Source organism: Nocardiopsis sp. EMB25 (assembly GCF_026797795.1).
GTDB classification, from domain to species: Bacteria; Actinomycetota; Actinomycetes; order Streptosporangiales; family Streptosporangiaceae; genus Nocardiopsis; species Nocardiopsis lucentensis.
Window position 1 is genome coordinate 1620455 of sequence record NZ_JAMTDN010000001.1, and the last position, 22616, is coordinate 1643070.

The 22616-nt window shown below is 70.5% G+C and carries 15 protein-coding genes and 2 pseudogenes; 7 read left to right on the forward strand and 10 right to left on the reverse strand.

Annotated elements, in window-relative coordinates; all coding sequences use genetic code 11:
• Positions 1–7: 7 nt before the first annotated feature.
• On the reverse strand, positions 8–1234 hold the full coding sequence (gene urtA, locus KIK06_RS07020) for an urea ABC transporter substrate-binding protein (RefSeq protein WP_268642486.1): 1227 nt from the start codon (positions 1232–1234) through the stop codon (positions 8–10).
• A 1098-nt stretch (positions 1235–2332) separates the two neighbouring features.
• Here urtA and KIK06_RS07025 point away from each other — a divergent pair.
• From KIK06_RS07025 to KIK06_RS07045, 5 genes are all read left to right on the forward strand, one after another.
• A complete protein-coding gene (locus KIK06_RS07025) occupies positions 2333–4681 on the forward strand; it encodes a phosphoketolase family protein (protein WP_268642487.1) in 2349 nt (782 codons plus the stop codon).
• On the forward strand, positions 4681–5751 hold the full coding sequence (locus tag KIK06_RS07030) for an acetate/propionate family kinase (protein WP_268645880.1): 1071 nt from the start codon (positions 4681–4683) through the stop codon (positions 5749–5751). The genes KIK06_RS07025 and KIK06_RS07030 overlap by 1 nt, the downstream gene beginning before the upstream one ends.
• 343 nt (positions 5752–6094) lie before the next feature.
• On the forward strand, positions 6095–7090 hold the full coding sequence (locus KIK06_RS07035; RefSeq protein ID WP_026127425.1) for a tyrosine-type recombinase/integrase: 996 nt from the start codon (positions 6095–6097) through the stop codon (positions 7088–7090).
• A 28-nt stretch (positions 7091–7118) separates the two neighbouring features.
• Positions 7119–7931: an exodeoxyribonuclease III gene (locus tag KIK06_RS07040; RefSeq protein WP_026127424.1), complete on the forward strand. Its 813-nt coding sequence runs from the start codon at positions 7119–7121 to the stop codon at positions 7929–7931.
• A gap of 11 nt (positions 7932–7942) precedes the next feature.
• Positions 7943–8707 carry an alpha/beta fold hydrolase gene (locus KIK06_RS07045; protein ID WP_268642488.1) on the forward strand — a complete coding sequence of 255 codons (765 nt, stop codon included), beginning with the start codon at positions 7943–7945 and terminating at the stop codon, positions 8705–8707.
• A 169-nt stretch (positions 8708–8876) separates the two neighbouring features.
• Here KIK06_RS07045 and KIK06_RS07050 read toward each other — a convergent pair whose 3' ends face one another.
• Positions 8877–9638, reverse strand: a complete 762-nt coding sequence (locus tag KIK06_RS07050) for a class I SAM-dependent methyltransferase (RefSeq protein ID WP_268642489.1) — start codon at positions 9636–9638, stop codon at positions 8877–8879.
• Between the two features lie 123 nt (positions 9639–9761).
• Positions 9762–10214, reverse strand: a pseudogene (locus KIK06_RS07055) (LuxR C-terminal-related transcriptional regulator); the annotation flags it as partial.
• A 574-nt stretch (positions 10215–10788) separates the two neighbouring features.
• On the opposite strand from KIK06_RS07055, the gene KIK06_RS07060 reads away from it, so the two are divergent.
• Positions 10789–12258: an amino acid permease gene (locus tag KIK06_RS07060; protein WP_268645882.1), complete on the forward strand. Its 1470-nt coding sequence runs from the start codon at positions 10789–10791 to the stop codon at positions 12256–12258.
• Between the two features lie 61 nt (positions 12259–12319).
• On the opposite strand, the gene KIK06_RS07065 is transcribed toward KIK06_RS07060, so the two are convergent.
• Entirely contained in the window at positions 12320–12721 is a 402-nt protein-coding gene (locus tag KIK06_RS07065; protein ID WP_268642490.1) for an ankyrin repeat domain-containing protein, read from the reverse strand.
• A 140-nt stretch (positions 12722–12861) separates the two neighbouring features.
• Here KIK06_RS07065 and KIK06_RS07070 point away from each other — a divergent pair, with 140 nt between their 5' ends.
• The gene (locus tag KIK06_RS07070; RefSeq protein WP_268642491.1) at positions 12862–13422 is read left to right on the forward strand and encodes a hypothetical protein; all 561 of its coding nucleotides are present in this window, start codon (positions 12862–12864) and stop codon (positions 13420–13422) included.
• A gap of 114 nt (positions 13423–13536) precedes the next feature.
• Here the strand turns inward: KIK06_RS07070 and KIK06_RS07075 are convergent, their stop codons facing one another.
• The 6 genes and pseudogenes from KIK06_RS07075 to KIK06_RS07100 all read right to left on the reverse strand — a co-directional run bounded on the left by KIK06_RS07075 (position 13537) and on the right by KIK06_RS07100 (position 22551).
• A complete protein-coding gene (locus tag KIK06_RS07075; RefSeq protein WP_268645883.1) occupies positions 13537–15021 on the reverse strand; it encodes a hypothetical protein in 1485 nt (494 codons plus the stop codon).
• Between the two features lie 148 nt (positions 15022–15169).
• Positions 15170–16396, reverse strand: a complete 1227-nt coding sequence (locus tag KIK06_RS07080) for a site-specific integrase (protein WP_268642492.1) — start codon at positions 16394–16396, stop codon at positions 15170–15172.
• A gap of 85 nt (positions 16397–16481) precedes the next feature.
• Positions 16482–16964, reverse strand: a complete 483-nt coding sequence (locus tag KIK06_RS07085) for a hypothetical protein (RefSeq protein ID WP_268642493.1) — start codon at positions 16962–16964, stop codon at positions 16482–16484.
• Between the two features lie 49 nt (positions 16965–17013).
• A complete protein-coding gene (locus KIK06_RS07090) occupies positions 17014–17337 on the reverse strand; it encodes a hypothetical protein (RefSeq protein WP_017597632.1) in 324 nt (107 codons plus the stop codon).
• A 231-nt stretch (positions 17338–17568) separates the two neighbouring features.
• Positions 17569–21157 (reverse strand): annotated as a pseudogene (locus tag KIK06_RS07095) (TM0106 family RecB-like putative nuclease).
• Positions 21158–21237: 80 nt separating this feature from the next.
• Positions 21238–22551: an RNA-guided endonuclease InsQ/TnpB family protein gene (locus KIK06_RS07100; protein ID WP_268642494.1), complete on the reverse strand. Its 1314-nt coding sequence runs from the start codon at positions 22549–22551 to the stop codon at positions 21238–21240.
• Between the last annotated feature and the right edge of the window lie 65 nt (positions 22552–22616).

The following is a 22616-nucleotide window of genomic DNA, read 5'->3' on the forward strand; positions in this document are numbered from 1 at the left end:
TGGGGTGTCAGCCGGTGAGGTCGGCGGCCCAGTCGTAGCCGGTCAGGTAGGGGTCGGGGGTGATGGGTTCGGGGGAGGCCCAGATCTCGTCGATGAGGCCGTTGTCGTTGACCTGGCCGATGCGGGCGGTCTTGATGACGTGTTGGGTGTCGCCGTCGATGGTGATGGCGCCTTCGGGGGCGTCGATGCTGGTGCCGTCGAGGGCGGCGCGGACGTCGTCGACGGCGAAGCTGCCGGCTTCCTCGACGGCGGCCTTCCACAGGTGGACGGCGTTGTAGGCGGACTGCATGGGGTCGGAGGTGACGCGGTCGGCGCCGTAGGTGGTGGTGAAGGCCTCGACGAAGCCGGTGTTGGTGTCGGTTTGGGTGGTCTGGTAGTAGTTCCAGGCCGTGAGGTGTCCGGTGATGTTGTCGGCGCCGATGCCGTCGATCTCCTGTTCGGCGACGCTGACGCTCAGGACGGGGGTGTCGTCGGGGGTGACTCCGGCCGAGCGCAGCTGTTGGAAGAAGCTGACGTTGGAGTCGCCGTTGAGTGTGTTGAAGACGGCGTCGGGTTGGGTGCGGGCGATGTCGTTGGTGATGGTGGAGTACTCGGTGTGGCCGAGGGGGGTGTACTCCTCGGCGGTGATCTGCATGTCGTGGGCGTGGGCGTAGGCCTGGATGATCTGGTTGGCGGTGCGGGGGAAGACGTAGTCGCTGCCGACGAGGTAGAGGTTGGTGTGTCCCTGTTCGCGCAGGTAGTCCAGGGCGGGGATGATCTGCTGGTTGGTGGTGGCGCCGGTGTAGACGATGTTGGGGGAGGCTTCGAGGCCTTCGTACTGGACCGGGTACCACAGCAGGCCGTTGTTGCGTTCGAAGACGGGGAGCATGGCCTTGCGGGAGGCGGAGGTCCATCCGCCGAAGACGGTGGCGACGTCGTCGGAGGCGAGGAGTTTTTGGGCGCGTTCGGCGAAGGTGGCCTCGTCGGAGGCGCCGTCCTCGATGATGGGTTCGATCTGGCGGCCCAGGACGCCGCCGTCGGCGTTGATCTCGTCGATGGCGAGTTGGACGGCGTCGCGGACGGTGACCTCGCTGATGGCCATGGTGCCGGACAGTGAGTGGAGCATGCCGACGGTGACGGTGTCGTCGTCGACACCGGAGGGGGAGCCGCCGGTGCAGGCGGTGGTGGTCAGGAGTAGGGCGCAGGCGGCCGCGGTGAGGGTGGTGGGCAGGGTGCCCAGGCGTGTGCGTGCCACGCCACCTCCTTGGGGGTTGGTGTCGGGGGACACCTAGGAGGCTGGGGGCGGGGTGTTTCGTGGGCCGCGTTGGGCGGTTACGTATACATGTCGGTATCCGGCGGGTCGTTAAATCCGGTGTGGGGTGGGGCCGGTCACGGTTTACTTGACATAATGTGCATTATCGGCGTTGCGGGATCCCTTGTGGGGTAGGGGTTTCGGGTGTTGCGGGTGGGTTGAATGTGTTCATGATGGCGGGTGCTGCGCGGCGGGGTCCGCGGGTGGTGTCGGCTCGGGTCGGCGCGCCGGGTCCGAGGGGGCCCATGAAGGCGTCCGGGGTGCGGATCCGTGCGGTGCGCGCGCGCGGGCGGGTCGATGATCCGCGGGTCGTCGGCGGGATGGATGTCTTCGGTGCGGCGCCTGATCGGTGGCGCGGAAGGCGCGACGTGGTTCGGGTGTGCCCGCGGGTGTGAGCGGGTCCCGGTGTTCGTCGCGTGGTGGACGGCGGTGGCCATCGGTGCGGTGCGGGTGTTGGGGGCGGTGTCGCGGTGGTTCTGGGCGCGTGTGCTGCGGTGATGGGAGGTGGCCGGGGGCGTCGCCGTCTGTGTGGTGTTGGGGCGTCCCCCGGTGGGGCCTCCCCCTGTCGCCATGTTTGATGCATAAATGATGTTATGCATCCTTTTGTAGCTTTTTGCTGCCTTATGCGTGTCATGTGGTGATTTGTAGCCCTGTGGGGGTCACGGTCCGGACCACTCCGGCGGTCGGCGCCCGCACACCCTCCGGGTGCTCCGGTGGAGGGCCGCCTCTCCCCTCCCCTCGACCCCGGGCCATCGTGCCCCGCTCCCCCGGCGCGCGGGCACCCTGGGCCCCGGATCGCGCGGTCGCTCGTCGTGCCTCCCCTCCCCCGCCGGGGCGGTCCTGGGCCCGGCTCGTTCACGGTCGCGAGGGCCAAACGTGACTCTTTGATGACTCTGGGTGGTGGGATGGCCGGTCCTTCGCCCCGGCACGTCGCCTGGAGTGCGCACCCGGCCCCGGCTACGGTGACCGGGACGGCGCCGCCTCCCCTCGACGTGACCGGGCCCCTCCGCCGACGGACGACGCCTCCGGGAGGACCGCGGCATGGCCATCGAGGACGACGAACTCGCGCGCGTGGACGCCTACTGGCGGGCGGCGAACTACCTGTCGGTCGGCCAGATCTACCTGCTCGACAACCCGCTCCTGCGCCAGGAGCTGCGCCCCGAGCACGTCAAACCCCGGCTGCTGGGCCACTGGGGCACCAGCCCCGGCCTCAACTTCTGCTACGCCCACCTGAACCGGGTGATCACCGCACGCGATGTGAACATGATGTACGTGCTGGGTCCCGGGCACGGCGGGCCGGCCGCGGTGGCCAACGCGTGGTTGGAGGGCACCTACAGCCAGGTGTACCGGCACGTGTCCCAGGACGAGGAGGGGATGCGGCGCCTGTTCCGCCAGTTCTCCTTCCCCGGGGGTGTGCCGAGCCACGTGGCGCCCGAGACTCCGGGGTCGATCCATGAGGGCGGTGAGCTGGGGTACTCGCTGGCGCACGCCCATGGCGCGGCCTTCGACAATCCCGACCTGGTGGTGGCGTGCGTGGTGGGTGACGGGGAGGCCGAGACCGGCCCGCTGGCGGCCAGTTGGCACGCCACCTCGTTCCTGGACCCGGTGCGAGACGGCGCCGTCCTGCCGATCCTGCACCTGAACGGGTACAAGATCGCCAACCCGACGGTGTTGGCGCGGATTCCCGAGGCGGAGCTGACCGCGTTCTTCGAGGGGTTGGGTTACCGGCCGCTGCTGGTGAGCGGGCAGGAGCCGGAGGCGATGCACCAGCGCATGGCGGGGGTGCTGGATGAGGCGATGGACATGATCGCCGACATCCAGCGCACGGCGCGCGCCGGCGGTCTGCGTCAGCGTCCGGTGTGGCCGCTGGTGGTGTTGCGTTCCCCCAAGGGGTGGACCGGTCCCAAGGAGGTCGACGGGGTTCCGGTGGAGGGGACGTGGCGCTCCCACCAGGTGCCGTTGGCGCGGGTACGGCAGGACGGTGAGCATCTGCGGGCGTTGGAGGGGTGGATGCGCTCCTATGGGCCCGAGGAGTTGTTCGACGGCTCGGGGGCTCCGGTGGAGGCGGTGCGGGCGGTGGCGCCCGGGGGTGAGCGGCGGATGAGCGGTAATCCGCACGCCAACGGTGGGCTGTTGCTGCGGGACCTGGAGTTGCCGGATTTTCGTGACTACGCGGTCGAGGCCGGCGGGCACGGTGTGGTCACGAGTGAGGCCACCCGGGTGCTGGGCGGCTATCTGCGCGACGTGGTGCGGGCCAACCCGGGCACGTTCCGGTTGGTGGGGCCCGATGAGACGGCGTCGAACCGGTTGTCCGCGGTGTTGGAGGCCTCTGACCGGGTGTGGGAGGAGGGGGTGCTCTCCACCGACGAGCATCTGGGGCGGCACGGGCGGGTGATGGAGGTGTTGAGTGAGCACCTGTGCCAGGGGTGGTTGGAGGGGTATCTGCTGACCGGGCGGCACGGGGTGTTCAACTGCTATGAGGCGTTCGTGCACATCGTGGACTCGATGTTCAACCAGCACGCGAAGTGGTTGAAGGTGTCCCGGGAGCTGCCGTGGCGGCCTCCGATCGCGTCGTTGAACTATCTGTTGACCTCGCACGTGTGGCGGCAGGACCACAACGGGTTCACCCACCAGGATCCGGGGTTTTTGGACGTGGTGTTGAACAAGCCCGCCGAGCTGGTGCGGGTGTATCTGCCGCCGGACGCCAACACGTTGTTGTCGGTGGTGGACCACTGTCTGCGGTCGCGGGACCACGTGAACGTGGTGGTGGCGGGCAAGCAGCCCGAGCCGGTGTACCTGTCGATGCAGGAGGCGGTCGCGCACTGTGGGCGTGGGATCGGGATCTGGGAGTGGGCCAGTACCGAGGGGGGCGCGGATCCGGATGTGGTGCTGGCGTGCGCGGGTGACGTGCCGACGTTGGAGACGCTGGCGGCGGTGGATCTGTTGCGGGGGTCGTTTCCCCGGTTGCGGGTCCGGGTGGTGAACGTGGTGGATCTGATGCGGTTGCTGCCTGCCGACGTGCATCCGCATGGGTTGTCGGATGCCGAGTACGAGGCGTTGTTCACGGTCGACAAGCCGGTGATCTTCGCGTTCCACGGGTATCCGTGGCTGGTGCACCGGTTGACGTATCGGCGGCGGGGCCACGAGAACCTGCATGTGCGCGGGTATCGGGAGGAGGGCACCACGACCACTCCGTTCGACATGGTGATGCTCAATGACCTGGACCGGTACCACCTGGTGATGGACGTGATCGACCGGGTGGAGGGGTTGGCGCGGGGTGCGGCGCACGTGCGGCAGCGGATGGTGGACGCGCGTGCGCGGGATCGGGCGTACACGCGGGAGTTCGGGCAGGATCCGGAGCGGATCCGGGAGTGGGTGTGGCCGTACTGATGCGGGTGTTGGCGGTCAACGCGGGGTCGAGCAGCCTGAAGCTGAGTGTGGTGGAGGGTGAGGAGCTGGTGGAGGAGGTGTCGGTTCCGGCCGAGCGCGGTGTGTGGGACCGGGGCGCGGTGGAGGAGGCGGTGCGGGGGTGGCCCGCGCCTGATGCGGTGGGGCACCGGGTGGTGCACGGGGGGCGGGAGTTCGTTGGTCCGGTGCGGTTGGACACCGGTGTGGTGGAGCGGTTGCGGGCGTTGGCGGGGTTGGCGCCGTTGCACCAGGGCTCGTCGTTGGCGGGGATCGAGGTGGTGGGGCGGGTGCTGCCGGATGTGGCGGCGGTGGCGTGTTTTGACACGGCCTTCCATGTGGATCTGCCTGAGGAGGCGGCGACGTATGCGGTGCCGCGGCGGTGGCGGTGTGAGTGGGGGGTGCGCCGGTATGGGTTTCACGGGTTGTCGCACGCTTATGCGTCGCGGCGGGCGGTGGAGTGGACCGGTGGTGAGCGGGTCGTGGTGGCGCATCTGGGTTCGGGGGCGTCGTTGTCGGCGGTTCTGCGGGGGCGGTGTGTGGACACCACGATGGGGTTCACGCCGTTGGAGGGGCTGGTGATGGCGACGCGGTCGGGGACGGTGGATCCGGGGTTGGTGGTGTGGTTGCAGGAGCGGGCGGGGTTGTCGGTGCGGCAGGTGAGTGAGGTGTTGGAGGAGGAGTCGGGGTTGGTGGGGTTGGCTGGCACGGCGGACATGCGTGAGGTGGTGGAGCGGCGGGACGCGGCTGCGGTGCTGGCGTTGGGTGTGTATGTGCACCGGTTGCGTGGTGGGGTGGCGGCGATGGCGGCCGCGATGGGTGGGGTGGACACGGTGGTGTTCACCGGTGGTGTGGGTGAGAACTCCGCGGAGGTGCGGTGGCGGGCGGCGCGGGGGTTGGGTTTTTTGGGGGTGGAGGTGGATCCGGTGGTGAACGCGGGTGTGCGGGGTGAGGGTGAGGTGGGTGTGCCGGGGTCCGCGGTGCGGTCGTTGGTGGTGCGTGCGCGTGAGGATGTGGAGATCGCGCGGGGGGTGCGTGCGGTGCTCGGTGGTTGAGGGGTGGGGTGGCGGGTGCGACTCGCCACTCCCCCGTGGGGCCGTGGAGGGGCGGTGGCCGGTGGGCCGCCGCCCCTCTTCGTTGGTTGGGCGCGGGTGGCCGCTCCCCCGCTGTCGTGGGGTGGTGGCGGGCGTCCGGGGCGAGGTTGGGAAGGCTTGGGGCGGGTCGGGGCCATCGTCGGTGGTGGGGGCGACGATGAGGTGGATGGGGGCGGGCGTCCAGGTCGGGGCGGGCGGTGGCGGGGGTGGCTCTCCCCCGGCGCCGGGTGGGCTGTTCGATGGGTGTTCGAGTATGGGTGGGTTGTGGGTGTGGGGGCGGTGCGGAGTCGGGGATGCTGTGTGCATGAGTGGTGAATCGGCGGGGCTGGGGGCTCTGGAGGCGGTGGAGCGGTACCTGGTGGCGCGGGGGGCGGCCAAGCCGTCTCCGCACACGGTGGCGGCCTATCGGCGTGATCTGCGCGGGGTGCTCGGGTGTGTGGCGCGCGTGCGTGGGTGTGATGCGGGTGAGGTGGTGTTGGCGGGGTTGGACGCGGGGGTGTTGCGGGCGGGGTTTGCGGAGTTCGCCGCTAAGCGGGCGGCTTCCAGTGTGGTGCGGGCGTGGTCGACGTGGAACGGGTTCTTTGATTTTTGGGTGTCGGAGGGGGTGGTGGCCGGTAATCCGATGTCTGCGGTGCCGCGGCCGCGGGTGCGGCCCTCGGGGCCCAAGCCGCTGATGGGTGAGGACACTCCGGAGCGGTTGTTGGAGGCGTTGGCGCGGGGGGCGCGTCGTGCGCGGGATCCGTGGCCGGAGCGGGATCTGGCGGTGTTGGCGTTGGCGTTGCTGACGGGGATGCGGTCGGCGGAGATGTTGGCGTTGCGGGTGGAGTCGGTGGGGGGCCGTGTGGGTGAGCGGCGGATTCGGGTGGTGGGCAAGGGGGGTGGTGAGCGGGTGTTGCCGATCGAGGCGCCGTTGGAGGTGTTGTTGGAGGCGTATCTGGTCTCGCGGCGGGAGCGGTTCGGTGCGGTGCGGGGGGTGGATCCGTTGTTGGTGGACAACCGGGGTCAGGGGTTGCGTCGGGGCGGGTTGCAGTATCTGGTGCGGCAGTGTTATCGGCATGCGGGGGTGCATGATCGGGTGGCGCGGGGGACGTTGGTGCACGCGCTGCGGCACACGTTCGCGACGCGGTTGGCTGAGGACGGGGCGTCGGTGAGCGAGATCATGCATTTGTTGGGGCATGCGTCGGTGGTGTCGTCGCAGGCCTATATCGAGGTGACGGCGCGGGCGCAGCGGGAGGCGGCGGGGTCGAACCGGACCTATGGGGTGGTGCGGCGGTTGGTGGGTGAGGGCGGGGACGGGTGAGTGTGGGGGTGGCTACTCTGTGCCTGTGATGAACGGTTTCGAGGTGTCCACGGTCAATGTCAACGGTCTGCGTGCCGCGGCGAAGAAGGATCCGGGGTTCTTGGGGTGGTTGTCGGCCACGAGCGCGGATGTGGTGTGTCTTCAGGAGACGCGGGCGGAGCCGGACCAGTTGACGGCGCGGGTGGTCGCGCCCGAGGGGTGGCATGTGTTGTTGGCTCCGGCGGCGGCGAAGGGCCGTGCGGGGGTGGCGGTGTACTCGCGGGTGGAGCCGGATCGGACCCGGGTGGGTTTCGGTGCGGCGGAGTTTGAGGACTCGGGTCGTTATGTGGAGGTGGATCTGGGTCCGGTGACGGTGGCGAGTTTGTATCTGCCCTCGGGGGATGTGGGTACTCCTCGGCAGGAGGAGAAGGAGCGGTTCATGGAGGCGTTCCTGCCGTACCTGGTGAAGCGGCGTGAGGAGGTGGAGTCCGAGGGGCGTGAGTTGGTGGTGTGTGGTGACTGGAACATCGCGCATCGGGAGGCGGACCTGAAGAACTGGCGGACCAATCGGCGCAGTTCGGGGTTTTTGCCGTATGAGCGGGAGTGGATGTCTCGGGTGTTCGACGAGGCGGGGTATGTGGACGTCATGCGTTCGTTGATGCCGGATCGGGAGGGGCCGTACACGTGGTGGACGTATCGGGGGCGTGCGTTCGATAACGATGCGGGGTGGCGGATCGACTACCAGGTGGCGACGCCGGGGTTGGCTGCTCGGGTGGAGTGGGCGCGTGTGGAGCGGGCCGTGGAGCATGCGGCGCGTTGGTCGGATCATGCGCCGGTGACGGTGCGCTACGGGGCTCGGTAGGAGGAGGGGTCATGGGTGTGCCGATCGTGCTGGTGCATGGGTTGCGGTTGTCGGGGAGTATGTGGCGTCCGCAGGTGGAGTGGTTGCGTGAGCGTGGGCGGACGGTGGTGGCGCCTGATCTGCCTGGGCACGGGTCGCGGCGGGGTGAGGTGTTCTCGCTGGGGTCGGCGGTGGATGCGGTGTTGTCCGCGATCGACGGGGTGGGGGGTCGTGCCCTGTTGGTGGGGTTGAGTTTGGGTGGGTTCGTGTCGATCGCGGCGGCGGGGGCGGCGCCGGGTCGGGTGGCGGGGTTGGTGGCGGCCAGTTGCACGGCCAAGCCCGCGCAGTCGTTGGCGCAGGTGTATCGGATTCCGGCGGTGTTGATGGACCGGTTGCCGGATCGGGGCGCGGCGGTCAATGAGCGGTTTCACCGGTTGACGTTGCGTGATGGTGCGGCGGATGCGGCGTTGGACGGTGGTTTGGCGGTGGAGGCGGCCACGGCGGTGATCGATGAGATCTCGGAGATGGACGCGTTGGCGGCGTTGGGTGCGTATCCGGGGCCGGCGTGGTTGATCAACGGGTCGCGTGATCATTTCCGGATCCATGAGAAGAAGTTCTTCGATGCGTGTGTGGATGGCCGGTTGGTGAATGTGCCGCGGGCGGGGCACATGGTGAGTTTGGATCAGCCGGAGAACTTCTCGCGGATCGTGGCTGATGCGGCGGATGTGGTGTGGGTGCGTGAGCGTGGCCTGTCGGGTGGGGGTTCGCCCGGTCAGGTGGAGGCGGGTGGGTCCTAGCGGGGCGCGCGGGGCCGGCAGGGCACGGTTCGGGCGCGGTCGGGGCGCCGCAGGATGAGGCGGGCCGTGAGCCGGGACCGGGGGTCGGGCGAAGGCGGGAAAGCGAAGCGGCGGGCCTGGAGGAACACGGTCGGGGCGGTGTGTGTGACCGTCCCGGCCGTGTGTCGTGTCAGGGGGTGTGGGTGCGGTGGTGGGTGTTCAGGGGTGTGGTGGGGCGGGGTTGGGTGGGCTGGCGGAAGTAGATCATCGGGTTGCGTCGGCCGGTGCGTACGGGGGTGTGCAGGTCGAGTTCCTTTTTCAGGTCCTGGATGGCCTGGTGTGTGTGGGGTGCGCGGGCCGCGGAGGCGGTGAAGAAGGGGGTGGTGTTGTTGGTGAGCCATTTGAGGATGACGGCGCCTTCGGTGAAGGGCAGGGCGTGGCGTTGGTGGAAGACGTCGTGGACGCTGACGGGGGTGTGGGGGGCGAGTGTGGGCAGCAGGTGGTGGGTGTACCAGCGGGCGAAGCGGCCGTTGTGGGCGGCGTCGATGAACAGGTAGTCGATGTGTGGGGGCAGGTGGTCGGTGCGGGTGCGTATGTCGCCCTTGGTGAAGGTCCAGCGGTCGGCGGCCAGGTGGTCGGGGACGTATCGGGGGGCGTGGTCGACGATGTCGAAGGAGTGCAGGTGTCCGGTGCCGTTGTCGCGCAGGGCGGACAGGATCCAGGTGGTGGACCAGCCGTAGTAGGTGCCGATCTCCACGGTGTGGGCGGGGGTGGTCTGGCGTAGGAGGAGGTAGGTGATCTCGGCTTCGATGTCGTCGAGTTGGGGGGTCATGGTGGGGTCGGCGTTGGTGTGGTGGTCGCGTTGTTGGTCGCGGACGCGCGCCAGGTCGTCGCGGTGGGTGCGGTAGAGGCCGCTGATGTGGTCGAGGTCGATGGCTGGCGCGGTCGGCATGGGGCGGTCCCGTGGTCGTGTGCGGGTGGTCGGTGGCTGCCGACCGTAACAGTGTGGTGGGGTCCCGTTACGGGCTTTGCTGTTTTGCGGTGGTGGGGGTGTGTCGTGGGGTTTGGGGGCGGTTTAGGGGCAGGTGCCGGGTGTGATGAGGCCGGAGTCGTAGGCGGCGATGACGGCTTGGGTGCGGTCGCGGACGCCGAGTTTGGCCAGGGTGTTGGAGACGTGGGTCTTGATGGTCTGCAGGCCCAGGTGCAGGTGGGTGGCGATTTCGGCGTTGGTCAGGCCTTGGGCCATGAGGGTGAGGGTTTGGGCTTCGCGTTCGGTGAGGGTGGCCACGGCGCGGGCCGCGGGTGTGGGGGCGGCGGGTTGGGTGGCGGCCAGGGCGCGTAGGGCGGTGGGAAAGAGCAGGGTCTGGCCGTGGTGGACGATGCGGATGGCGGCGAGGATGTCCTCGGGCGGGGTGCGTTTGAGGAGGAATCCGGTGGCTCCGGCGCGTAGGGCGCCCCAGACGTAGTCGTCGTTGTCGAAGGTGGTGACGACGATGACGCGGGGCGGGTGGTCCAGGGTCTGGGTGAGGGTGATGGGTTGGTGGGGGCGTGGCGCAGGGTGTTGGTGAGGGCTTCTTGGGTGATGCGGTAGGTCTCGCGGGAGAGCAGGGCGGGTACGTGGGCGGGGCCGCCGGTGGGGGTGTGCGGGGGGTGGGGGTGTCTTCGCGAAGGACGCCCAGGGCGTGGTCGAGGTCGGCGGTGGCGGTGCGGGCGGCGTCGGCGATGATGAGGTGGACCCAGCGGCGGTGGGTGTGGGCGCTGGTGAGTGGGTGGGTGAGGGTGCGCACGGGGTGATGGTGGCACAGGGGGTGGGGGTGTGCCTGCCCTCGGTGGGTGAGTGGGGTGTTTCTCAGTTGGTGTGGGCATGGTGTGGGGGTGGTGGTGTGTTGCAGGGGTGGTGCCATCTCGGGTGCGGGGTGGAGGGTCATCGCCGGTGTATGACTCACGTCACATTGTGCTGGTTCGGTGGTGTTTACCGGGGTCAGTGGAAAATGTGATGAACCTTTCGTCCTATGGTGGGGCAAGTGACACGTAGTTCGACGCCGCCACAAGCGGCACACACGACCAAGTCGGGGCTGGCCCACACGCTGCGCCGCCGGCATATGGCACTGATCGCGATCGGTGGTTCCGTGGGCGCGGGGCTGTTCATCGGGTCGGGGGCGGTCATCCACACCGCCGGTCCGGCCGCGGTGTTCTCCTACGCCCTGGCCGGGGCACTGGTCTTTCTCACCCTGCGGGCGTTGGGCGAGATGGTGGTGTCCGTTCCGGCGGGCGGGGCCTTCTCCGACTACGCCCGGTTGGCCTTCGGGCCGCGCGCCGGGTTCACCATCGGTTGGATCTACTGGTGGCTGTATGCGGTGCTGGTGGCCGCCGAGTCGGTGGCCGGGGCCTCGATCCTGGGCCAGTGGGTGAACCTGCCCCAGTGGCTGCTGGCCCTGTTGGTGCTGTTGTCGATGACGGTGGCCAACCTGATCTCGGTTCGGGTGTTCGCCGAGACCGAGTCGTTCTTCTCGCTGGTCAAGGTCGGCACGATCGTGGCGTTCTTGCTCATCGGCGGGTTGTGGGCGCTGGGGCTGTGGAGTGGCTCGGGCGGATCGCACGTGGCCAACCTGTGGGAGCACGGCGGGTTCGCCCCCAACGGGTGGGTGGCGGTGCTGGCCGCGACCGTGGTGGTGCTCTTCGCCTTCGGTGGCGTGGAGATCATCACCATCGCCGCTGGTGAGAGCGATGAGCCCGAGCGGGGGGTGGCCTCGGCCATCACCAACGTGTTGTGGCGCATCGGCCTGTTCTACCTGGCTTCCATCGTGGTGGTGGTGATGGTGGTGCCGTGGAACACCACCGACCTGGAGCGCAGCCCCTTCGTGGTGGTGATGGAGACGGTGGGGGTGCCCGGTGCCGCCGTGATCATGGAGGTCGTGGTGCTGGTGGCGGTGTTGAGCGTGCTCAACGCCGCGATGTACACCACCTCGCGCATGCTGTTCGCGCTCTCCCGTCAGGGTGATGCCCCTCGGGCGCTGAGCCGGACCACCAAGCGTGGTGTTCCCGCGCGCGCGATCGTGTTGGGCACGGTGGTGGGGTATGTGGCCGTGGTGGCCGAGTACCTGCTGCCGGGCAAGGTGTTCGGGTTCCTGGTCGCCTCGATCGGCGCGATCCTGCTGGTGTTGTTCGTGACCATCTGCGCCTCGCAGTTGGTCGTGGGCCGGCGTGTGCGGCGGCGCGCCCCTGAGCGTCTGACGCTGCGCATGTGGGGTTTTCCGTATCTGACCTGGGTGGTGTTGGCGGGGTTGATCGCGATCGCGGTGGCGATGGCGGCGATCCCGGACCAGCGCCAGGCGCTCTTCGCCAGCCTGGGTTCGGTGGTCGTGGCCGTGGTGGCGTTCGAGGTCCGCAAGCGGTGGGGGTCGACTCCGGTCAGTGAGTCGGTGCTCGGCATGGAGGGGCGCACCAGCCCCGAGGAGTTGGCGCGGGTGGCCGGATCCGCTCGTGCCGCGGAGCGGGCCGCGGCGGCCGAGGCCGCCGGGGTGGGCGAGCGAACCGCTGAGGCGGACCGGCGCGAGGTCGACCGCGCCTGACCCCTTCGTCCTGTCGTTGGTTGTGGCGTCGTCCCCTTCGGGGGCGGCGCCACCGGCGTGTTCAGCGGGTGTCGAACAGGGTGAGCAGGTCGTGTTGTTCGAACATGCGGGCGGTCTGGCGGGCACTGGGTGTGCCGGTGTCCGGGTCGGCGCCGCGGTCGATCAGCAGGCGGACCACGTCGGTTTCGCCTCTGAAGACGGCTCCGGCCAGTGGTGACTGGCCGCGGTCGTTGAGTCGGTCGGGGTCGGCGCCGCGGTCCAGCAGGAGGGTGGCGGTGTCGGTGTGGCCGTGGTAGGCGGCCAGCATGAGCAGGGTGTCGCCCTTGTCGTTGGTGAGGTTGACCGGGACCCCGGCGTCCAGGAAGGTGGCCAGTTCGCTGGTGTCGCCGTGGCGGGCGTGGTCGAAGACGCGTGTGGCCAGCGCGACGACCTCGGGGTCGGGTGGGTGGTGGTCGTGGTTCATGATGGTCCAGCGTAATCGTGACTGGTCGCGGGGGCCGGGTAGGAGCGCACGGTGTCGGAGGAACAACGGCGGGTGCGGTTTTGTGCTGTTGTTCGGTTTTGTCGCTAGGGTGCTCCCACATCCCCGAGAGGAGCATCCCCGTGCGACATCTTGTCGGCTTCCTGTCTGGTCTGATCCTGGGTCTGGTGTTGGTCCTGTCCTGTGGGTGGGTGTGGTCCCACCTGCGTGGCCTGCACTCCTTGGGCCTGGACGCGTTGTCGGGCTCCGGTCCGGTGGCGTTGGCGGTTTTGGCGGCCGTGGGTCTGGTGGTGGCGATGGCCGCCGTGCCGCCGCGGTTGACGCCCCTGCTGCCGTTCGGTGCCGCGTTGGTGTTGGGTGGGATCAGTGCCGTGGCGCTGGTGCGCCCGGCGTGGCTGGACCGGCTGCCGGACCTGCCGGGGATGGCGGGCGCGCTGGTGCTGCTGCCCCTGGGCGCGTTCGTTCCCCTGGTGATCGTGCTGACCGCGCCGGTGCTGGTGGGCGGCCGGTGGCGGCGTTGGGACCACGACGGTGAGTCCGTCACGCCCGATGAGTACTTCGAGGGCCTCTACGACGATGACGATGAGGAGCCGCGGCGCGCCGCTGGGAGGGGCGCTCAGGCACAGGCGCGTGTGTCCTCTTCCACCGGCGGTCGGCACGCGATGAGTCGTCGGGACGAGTAGAAGCGAAGGGTTGGGGGCGTCGCCCGCCCGCGTCGTGGCGGGGAGGGCGGCGCCCTCGCCTGGCCCCAGCGGTGTCACGCGCGGTGATCGCGGGTGTTGGCGGGGTGGTGGGTGTCAGCGCCAGCTCGGTCCCCACGAGGAGCTGCGTGAGACCCCCGGCGGGAGCGGGGGCAGCATCGACGCCCCGGGGGCCTGGCCCGGATCGGGTCGGGGCGGGGCCGTGTCCTCCTGGGCGGGGTCCTCGACCATGTCGGGGGTGATGATCGGGATCAGGGTGGTTTGGACGAGGGCGTCCTCGGGTTCGTCGGCGGGGGTCGGCTCCGCCGACGCGGCGGGTTCGGGGTCGGCCTCGGCGGTCGGGGCCGGTTCGGGCTCTGGTTCGGGCGCGGTGAGCGGGGTGGGTGCCGGCTCGGGGGCGGGGGTGGCGGCCGGGGCGGGGGCGCCGGTGGGTGGCACGAAGCCGTGGACGTGCTCGGATCCGAACCCGTCCTCGTCGGTGAGCACCACGGGTTCGGGGATGGGCGTGTGGTCCTCGTCGTAGCCGGGCAGGGCGGGTTCGGCCGGAGCGATGCGCTTCCACCAGGTGGCCGCTTCCTGGGCGGTGAGCTCGGACTCCACCTCCAGCCAGCCGTGGACGTCGGGGTGGCGGCGTCCGGCGTTCCAGGAGCGCGGGTAGGGCTGTTCGTCCAGGATCAGGACGCGTTCGCCGTCCAGGGTGGGGATCTCGGCGGGCAGGCCCTCGTTCCACACCCAGGTGCCGTCGTGGGCGACCAGGTTCCACCAGCCGCGGACGGTCTGGGCCTGGGGGTCGATCTGGCCGCCGAGGTAGGGGGCGACCCAGCGCGGGTCGGGGCGTTCCCCGGCCAGGCCGTGGTGGTCGGGGCCGACCAGGGCGTCGGCGAGCAGGGTGTGGAGTTGGAAGTTGTCGCCCACACCGTCGAAGAGGACGCGAAAGCCGCGTCCGGAGTGGCGGTCCATGACCAGGGCGGAGGTGGCCTCGGCCATGCGCAGGAGGGAGTGGATGTCGTCGAACTCGACCAGGTGGGCGCTGAGCTGGTTGGCGATGGCGACGAGTTCGGCGTGCAGGGCGGGGTCGCTGCGCACGTGGGTACGCACGCTGGTGTGGCCGAGCATGGTGCGGGCGGCCAGGCCGTGGCGGCGGATGGTCCACCAGCACATGGTGGCGCCGGGTGCGTCGGTGCCCAGGGTGGCGGCGACGCGGGTCTCGTCGGCGGCGGTGACGGATTCGGGGTCGGGGGGCGCGTCGTTGCCGGTGCGTTCCCAGGCGCGGGTGAAGACGATGGCGCCGCGGCCCATGGTGCGCATGCGGTGCAGGACCTCGACTCCGGTGGGGCCGGGGTCGGTGCCCATCTCGACGAGGGCTCCGGCGATCACGGTCAGGTCGGCGATGATGCCGGGGGCGGAGTGGCCTCCCGACAGCAGGGGGGTCAGGGCCTCCAGGGCGAGTTCGCGCTCGGCGACGGGGACCTGGGAGGCCAGGACGTACACCTTGTGGACGGCTGGTGGGAAGTGTTGGGAGTCGGTCGCGACGGAGGCGTCGATCAGTTCCTGGAATGCGGCGCGAAACTCGTCGACCATGAGACCGTCCCCTTTCTCACGCAACCAACCTAATGTCTGGTCAGTGCTGGATCGAACGTCAACGGGTGCTTTCGGGCGGTATTTAAAGGTTTGTTGACGATTTGAGATGTGGCGTCACCGGAGGGTGACCGTGCGGTGACCGGGCCGGTCACAGCCCCAGACGGGTCACGGCGTTGTCCTCCAGGGGATTGGCCGTGCGGATGTAGTCGTGCACGGTACGCGGGTTGGTCCAGCGGCCCTGGCGCATGATCTCGCGGTCGGTGGCTCCGCCGAGCGCCGCCTGGGTGGCGAATCCGGCGCGCAGGGAGTGTCCGCCGAAGTCGTCGGGGTCCAGGCCGGCGCGTTGGGCGTAGCGTTTGACGAGATCGCCCACGGCGCGCCCGGACATGGCTCGGTCCCCCACCCGCCCGTAACGGGTGACGGTGGGCAGCAGGGGGCGGCCGGTGCCGTCGGCCAGGGGGTTGCGGGTCAGGTCCTGACAGCGGTGGGCGGTGGGCGCCACGGGGGTGTGGGCCGAGGCCAGGTGGGCGCGCACGGCCTGGTCTCCGCCCTGGTGGTGGGCCTGGAGCAGGTCGCACCAGTCCGCGAAGGCGCACACCGGGCAGGTGGTGCGCTGGCGGCCGCGGGGCAGGGCCACGGTCTGGCCGCGGCGGCCCTCCTGGTCGGTCTTGGTGGCGGCCAGCGTGATGACCAGGGCGGCGGCGCCGCTGGCGGCGTCGGTGCGCACGTGAACGTCGTCCAGGGTCAGGGCGGCCAGTTCGGTGCGGCGCAGCGCTCCGGCGAACCCGGTGAGCAGCAGGACGGCGTCGCGTCTGCGGGCGACGCCGCCGGGGTGGCCGTCGGTGGGGCGTACGGCCAGCAGGGCGTCGAGGGTGGACAAGACGATGGGGTCCTTGCGGCGGGGGCGGGCCCGGCGGGTGCGGCGGATGCCGCGCAGGGTCATGCGCACCACGTCGGCGCGGGTGGGTGAGTCCAGGCCGTGGGCGCCGTGGACGGCGGCGATGGCGGCCGCGCGCCGTTCCAGGGTGGAGGGGGCCAGGGCCCAGGCGGCGCCGTCGTTGGTGCGGGCCTGGGCGCAGGCGGCCAGGTACACGGCCACGTCGACGGGGTCGGCGGGCAGGGACTGGCGTTCTTCGGCCAGGCACCAGGCGGTGAAGGCGGTCCAGTCGGCGCGGTAGGCGCGCAGGGTGTTGGCTGACTGGGCGTTGGCCAGGTAGCGGCCCAGGGCGTGGGCCTGTTCGGCGTCGAAGCGGGTGCGTACGCGTTCCAGCGCGCGGGTGTCGACCAGGACGCTGTGGGTGGCGCGCTGGAGGCGGTCGCGCACGGGCGCGGGCAGGGCGCTGGGGCCGTCGTGGGAGGGTTCGGGTGTGCTCACGGTGTTCCATGATGGCCCACGGGCGGGTGTGGGTGCGGTAGCCGTTGTGGTGGGTCGGGGTGTGCGTGGCGGATCGGGTCGCCGGTCAGCTGGTGAAGTGGGTGGCCAGGGCCTGCCACAGGTCGGCGGGGGGCATGATCACCAGGAGGGGGACGGCGGAGACGACCAGTGCGGTGGTGAAGCCGATCGCGGCGATCGTGCGGCGCAGGATCAGGGCGGTGACGGCGGAGGCGGCGGGTACGGCCAGCGCCATGATCAGGACCCATACCAGGCCGTTGCCGATGTCGGTGACCACGTCGGCGGGTGGTCCGCCGGGGGTGGACAGGGCGGCGGTCTGGGCGTTTGTGACGACGAGGACGAGGTTGACCAGGGCCAGCGGGGTGCCCAGGAGCCAGAGCAGGGTGAGGACGACCCACAGGGCGGTGACGCGGCGGTCGGGTGGGTCGTCGATGACCACGGGGGTGCGGCTGACGGTGCGCTCGCGCGGGGTGGCGCCCCGGTCGGTGGCGGGTGTGGGCCAGGGCGTCGCGCGGCGGGGTTTGCGGCGTTGGCGTTTCTTGGGTGACACGGGTGGGTCCTTGGTCGGTGGTGCTCGTCGTCCCTGGTGAGGGGGAAGCCTACCCGCCCCGCCCGGACAGGTGGATGACGGTGACGAACACGATCGGCCAGACGAGCAGGGCCAGTGACCACAGGGCGGCGCGGCGGTCTCCGGCGACGGTGGCCACGGCGGCGGCGAGGAAGGGCAGGCCCACGGCGGCGCCGAAGGCGAGGGTGAACCATTCGGCGGCCGAGCCGTCGTGGGCGGAGGCGCGCACGCCCATGAGGTATCCGGCGGGGCCGAGTACCAGGGTGGCCAGGGCCAGGATGGCCAGGACGACGCGGATGCCGGTGGGGTGGCGGGTGTTGTGGCCACCGCTGGGAGCGGAAGGTCGGTCAGACACGGGGGCCGTGGTGCCTTTCGAGCGTGTGGCGGGCCAGGGCGGTGATGGGAGGGGGCATACCGGGTCGACGGGCGCCCGGGTAGGTGGTGTCGGGGACCGGTGTGCTGTGTAAAACGTACTCCACGTGCGGGGTGTCCGGAACCGTGCGCGGTGGGGGTGGGGGGCGTGCTTCCGCGGCTGGTGTCCGGCGTGGGGGCGGGGGCCGTGTCGGAGGCGTTCGCGGGCCCTGCCTCAAGGGTGGGGCCAGGGGCGGGCGCCCTTGGTCAGGCGGGTGAATCCGGCCAGCAGGCGCAGTTCGTCGATGGTGCGCGGTGTGGTGGTGAGCAGGTCGGGTGAGTGGACCACGGCGGCCAGGAGTTGGGCGCGCGACAGGGCCACGTTGAGGCGGTTGCGGTCCAGGACGAAGGCGGGGCCGCGGCTGGTGTCGGCGGCGTTGGAGGTGGTCATGGAGCAGATGACGGCGGCGGCCTCCTGGCCCTGGAACCGGTCGACGGTGCCCACGCGGATGCCGTCGAGGGCGGGGGTGTGGCGGGCGGCGTCGGCCAGGGCGCGGCGCAGGGCGCGCACTTGGAGGTTGTAGGGGGCCACGACGAGGATGTCGGCGCCGGTCAGGGGGCGCGGGTCGTGGTCGGGGCCGGGGGTGAGGCGGTGGCCGACCAGGGTGGTGGCGATGGCCAGGACGGCGTCGACCTCCTCGGGGCTGTGGGTGGTGCGGCCGGTGTGGGCGACCGGGTGGGTGTACACGCCGGGTTCGGGGCCGGTGAGGGTGCGGTGGGTGGTGGTGGGGTGGGCGTGGAGGCGGCCTTGGTAGGACAGTTCGGAGACGGTGCGGCACACGGCTGGGTGCATGCGGCGGGTCTGGTCGAGGAAGTAGCCGCGTTTGGGGTCGATGATGGGGTCGGTGCCCATGAGGTGTTGCAGGGCGGAGGCGTCGGCGCCCTCGCCGTGGGTGCCTTGGACGACCTGGGGCAGTTGTTGGGGGTCGCCGAGCAGGACGAGGTTGTGGGCGGCGGCGGAGACGGCCAGGGTGTCGGCCAGGGCGAACTGTCCGGCCTCGTCGATGATGAGCACGTCCAGGGGGTCGGCGACCATGGCGGCGTTGGTCATGGCCCATGCGGTGCCGCCGATGAGGACGGGGGTGGCCCTGGTCGGTGTGCTGGGTGCGCCAGCGGGCCAGGGCTTGGGGGTTGGCGGGTTGTTCCCAGGGCAGGTCGGCCTCGGCGGCGTCCTTGCCTCGGCCTTTGGCGCGTTTGGCGGCGGGTAGGTCGACTCCGGCGGCTTCGGCGGCGGCCAGGGCGGCGCCCATGACGTTCTCGACGGCTTTGTGGCTGGTGGAGCACACGCCGATGGTGCGGCCCTGGCGGGCCAGGTGGGTGATGAGCTGGGCGGCCAGGTAGGTCTTCCCGGCGCCGGGCGGGCCCTGGACGGCCAGGTAGGAGTGGTCCAGGGCGTCGACGGCGGCGATGGTGGCGGCGATCGGGTCGTGGCCGGTGGTGTGGGGGTCGGGCAGGGGGCCGCCGTGGGTGAGGCGGGGCGGGCGGCGGCGTAGGACGTCCAGGCCTGGGTGGCGGGGCCATTCGGGGAGGTCGTCCACGGCGGTGCGGGCGACGAGTTCGAGGGCGCCGTCCTTGGGTTGGGCGTTGACGGGGGCGCCGGGCAGGACGGCCACGGGTGGGCGGGAGTAGGTGGCGTCGGGGTCGCAGGTCTCGGTGAGGGTGAGGCGGTCGGGTTCGGCGTGGGTGACGGTGGCCGTGGTGGTGGTCGCGGCCTGGCCGGGGGCGCCGGGGTAGAGCAGGTGGGTGTCCTGGCCGGTGGTGAAGGGGTGGGGGTGGGCGGTGTCCAGGCGTAGGGCGATTTCGCGGCGGGACTTGCGTTGGCGGCCGGTGGGTTCGACCCACTCCCCCGCCTGGACGCGCCAGGGCACGACGCAGTCGGTGTCGGTCTCCAGGTCGGTCAGGGGCGCGTTGGCGCGGCGGTAGTGCTCGCGCCAGGGCGGGAGGGCCTCGCGCTGGTAGTAGCCGACCAGGGCGGCCAGGGTGGCGCGGGCGTGGTGGTGGTCGTCGCGGTCGTGGGCGGTGGTGGGGACCGCTTCGAGCAGGGGTGTGGTCAGGGCGTCCTGGCGGGCCTGCTTCTCGGCGCGTTTGCGGGCGCGTTCGGTGTCGGTCTCGGACAGTTCGGTCTGGATGAGGGGGCGGTCGGTGATGCCCTGGGCGGTGCGGTGTTCTTCGAGCCAGTCGCGCAGGCGGGCGGTGGAGTGGCAGTCGTCGCGGTTGTAGGCGGCGATGGAGGCCAGGATCCGTTCGGCCTGTCGGGTGTGTCCGGCCTCGCGGGCGGCCAGGTGTGCGGCGTAGGCGTCGATGCTGGAGGTGGCGGTGGTGACGCCGCCGGTGCGGGCGGCGGGCAGGTAGAGGGGTTCGAGGTACTTGATGGAGTAGGAGCGTTGTGACACGCGCAGGCTTTTGCGGACCACGGTGTACAGGTCGACCAGGCGGTTCTCGCGCAGGAGGCGGTTGACCTCCTCTTCGCGGGTGGCGTACTCGCTGGACAGGTGTTTGAGGCGGTCGACCTCGTAGGAGGCGTAGTGGTAGACGTGCGCGGTGTCGTCGGCGTCGATGCGGGCGGTGACGAAGTCGACGAAGTCCTCCAGCGCCTGTTTCTCCTGGGCGCGGTCGTGGGCCCAGAAGGCGTGGAAGGTTTCGGTGTCGTCGTCTTCGGTGGTGGCGCCGAAGAGGTATTCCAGGCCGCGGCCGTCGTCGCTGGAGTGGTAGGGGTAGCCCTCCATGTCGAAGAAGACGTCGCCTGGGCTGGGGGCGGGCAGGCTGGCCAGGCCGTCGGGGGCGAAGACCTCGGCGGTGACGGTGCCTTGGGGGTTGTGGCGGGTGCGGGTGGTGTCCTGGGTGACCTGGAGGGCGGCCTGGGCGCGTAGTTGGTCGAAGGTGCGGCGGGGCAGGGTCTGGGGGCGTTGGTCGTCGTCGGCCTGGGCGAGGGCGTCGATGGTGGTGATGTCGGCGTCGGTGAGTTTGGCGGCCTGGTCGGTGCGCAGGCCGGCGACGAGGGTGAGGTGGCGGGCGGCGGTGCGGCCGGTGGAGCACCAGGTCTGGTAGCCGCACCCGTCGCAGGTGGGGCGGGGTTCGCCCCAGGCGGGGGCGGGCAGGGCGGGGGGCTGGGTGAGGCGGTCCAGGAGGCGGGCGGTGGTGGTGGCCAGGATGGGGGTGAAGTCGGCGGTGGTCAGGGTGTGGGTGGTGCCGTCGCCGGTGAGCAGGTGCATGTGCTCGGGTGCGTGGCCGGTGGCGGTGGCGACGGCGTGGGCGTAGGCGGTGAGTTGGAGGACGGCGCCGGGGCCGGGGCGGCGGGCGAGTTTGGTGTCCCAGGGTTCGTAGGCGGGGGTGGTGGGTGCGGGGGTGCGGGGGGCTCCGGTGGTGGGGTCCAGGTCGGAGCGGATGAGGAAGTCGGCGCGGCCGTGGAAGGCGACCGGGTGGGGGGTGTGGGTGAGGGGGTGGTGGAAGCAGGCCTGGTAGATGACGGGGGCGCCGTCGGCCATGGCTTGGTGGGTGTCGTGGGCGGCGCGGGTCAGGGAGGCGTCGTCGGGTTCGGGGGGTTGGATGTGGGTGATGGGGCCGAACAGGTCGGTGAGGCGGTCGAGTTCGGCCTGTTCGTGGTCGTGTCCGTGGCGGGCGATGAGGGGGTCGACGTCCTGGGGGGTGGGTGCTCCGGGCAGGTGGGCGGCCAGGGCGGTCTTCAGGGCGCTGCGGTGGTCGCACTCCAGGGTGTCGACGAGGTCGGTGGGTGAGACGACCCAGCCGGTGGTGGTGCGGAACAACGCGGTGCTCCTTGTGGGTGGTGGTTGCGTCGTTGACATCCTCCCCCGCCTGAAGAGCGGGGGATTCCAGCGACTCCGACTCAGGGCGAGTCGGATCGCTGGGGTTCACGGACGCTCGCAGACGTGTGTCTGGTCGTCCCTCCGGCACGACCCCCGAGGGGGCCGGGGCCTACGCCCTGCCCTGCCGCGACGTTTCCCGAGGCGTTGGTGTCGGCGTTGCACGTGAACCCGCAGCCCGTGCAGCGGAACAACGCTTGACTCTCGCGACTGTTCCGATCCACGTGCCCGCAGGCGTTGCACCGCCAACTCGTGTACTGGGGCGGGATGTCCTCCACCCGCCCGGGGGCCTTGTGCCCGGTCCGTTGCCGCAGGAGCCCCCACCCCTGGGCGAGGATCGCCCGGTTCAGCCCGGACGTGGCCCTGACGTTGCGCCCCGGCTCCTCGACAGTGCCCTTGGCGGAACGGACCATGTTCTTGATACGCGGGTCCTCGAACCGGACCAGGTCGAAGGTACGGGCGAGCATGGTGGAGGTCCTCTCGCACCAGTCCTTACGCCGGTTCGCCTCCTTCCGCTTGATCCTGGCGACCTGCTCGTTCTCCACACTCCGGAGATGGCTGCCCTTGGGAGCCCTGGCTGCGCGCCGTTGGTGTTTGCGCAACCGGGCCTGTTCCTTGTGGGTCAGGCCCGGGCAGTGGAGCTTGCGGCCGTCGGACAGGGCGGCGGTGACGGCCACACCCCGGTCCACGCCGACCACGGTGCCGTCCTTGGGGCCCTCGATGGGGTCGGGCATGGTGGCAAAGCTGATATGCCACTGCCCGGCCCGGTAGGTGACACGGAACGATTTGGCGTCGGGAAGCCCGGGGCGGGTGTTGCGGAACTTCACCCACCCGCACCCGGGCACCTTGACCTGGGTCCACTTGCGGTTCAGTTTGTGCACCGAGACCTGGCGGGCGTGCACTTGCTTCCCCTTGGCGTTGAGCGCAGGCTCACCCTGCTCGTCGAAGACGGGGACGCGCCTGTTGCCGATCGCCCGAAACGATTCATGGCGATGCTTCTTCCGCCTTTGTGGATACCCGTGGGTTCCGCCGAGGAAGTTTGACAGCGCCTGGTCGAAGTCCTTGAGTGCTTGCTGCTGCACGTCGGCGTTCCCGGAGGCCACCCAGGCGAAGTAGTCCGCCTCGTCCGGAGACAGGTCTCCGACGGGGGTGCGTCGAACTTCGGTGAGCATGGCGCACATCCCCGCCCACCGCACCGGCCTCGTCTGACGGGCCCCGCCTTTGCGGTAGGTGGCGTTGACCGCCCTGGCCAGGTTCCAGGCGTGCCGCGCCTGCGCACAATGACCGAACATCACGGCCTCCTGCGCGGGTTTGGGGTACAACCGGAACCTGGACATGGAATTAAAATAACATCATCCTGGTGTTAAAGTGGTTCGCTTTAGGATTCTTCTGGGGTTACCGT

Excerpts from the sequence above, each read along its gene's own strand:
- KIK06_RS07025 (WP_268642487.1), top strand. The coding sequence starts at position 2,333 with ATGGCCATCGAGGACGACGAACTCGCGCGCGTGGACGCCTACTGGCGG.
- KIK06_RS07030 (WP_268645880.1), top strand. The coding sequence starts at position 4,681 with ATGCGGGTGTTGGCGGTCAACGCGGGGTCGAGCAGCCTGAAGCTGAGT.
- KIK06_RS07035 (WP_026127425.1), top strand. The coding sequence starts at position 6,095 with ATGAGTGGTGAATCGGCGGGGCTGGGGGCTCTGGAGGCGGTGGAGCGG.
- KIK06_RS07040 (WP_026127424.1), top strand. The coding sequence starts at position 7,119 with ATGAACGGTTTCGAGGTGTCCACGGTCAATGTCAACGGTCTGCGTGCC.
- KIK06_RS07045 (WP_268642488.1), top strand. The coding sequence starts at position 7,943 with ATGGGTGTGCCGATCGTGCTGGTGCATGGGTTGCGGTTGTCGGGGAGT.
- KIK06_RS07050 (WP_268642489.1), bottom strand. The coding sequence starts at position 9,638 with ATGCCGACCGCGCCAGCCATCGACCTCGACCACATCAGCGGCCTCTAC.
- KIK06_RS07060 (WP_268645882.1), top strand. The coding sequence starts at position 10,789 with ATGGCACTGATCGCGATCGGTGGTTCCGTGGGCGCGGGGCTGTTCATC.
- KIK06_RS07065 (WP_268642490.1), bottom strand. The coding sequence starts at position 12,721 with ATGAACCACGACCACCACCCACCCGACCCCGAGGTCGTCGCGCTGGCC.
- KIK06_RS07075 (WP_268645883.1), bottom strand. The coding sequence starts at position 15,021 with ATGGTCGACGAGTTTCGCGCCGCATTCCAGGAACTGATCGACGCCTCC.
- KIK06_RS07100 (WP_268642494.1), bottom strand. The coding sequence starts at position 22,551 with ATGTCCAGGTTCCGGTTGTACCCCAAACCCGCGCAGGAGGCCGTGATG.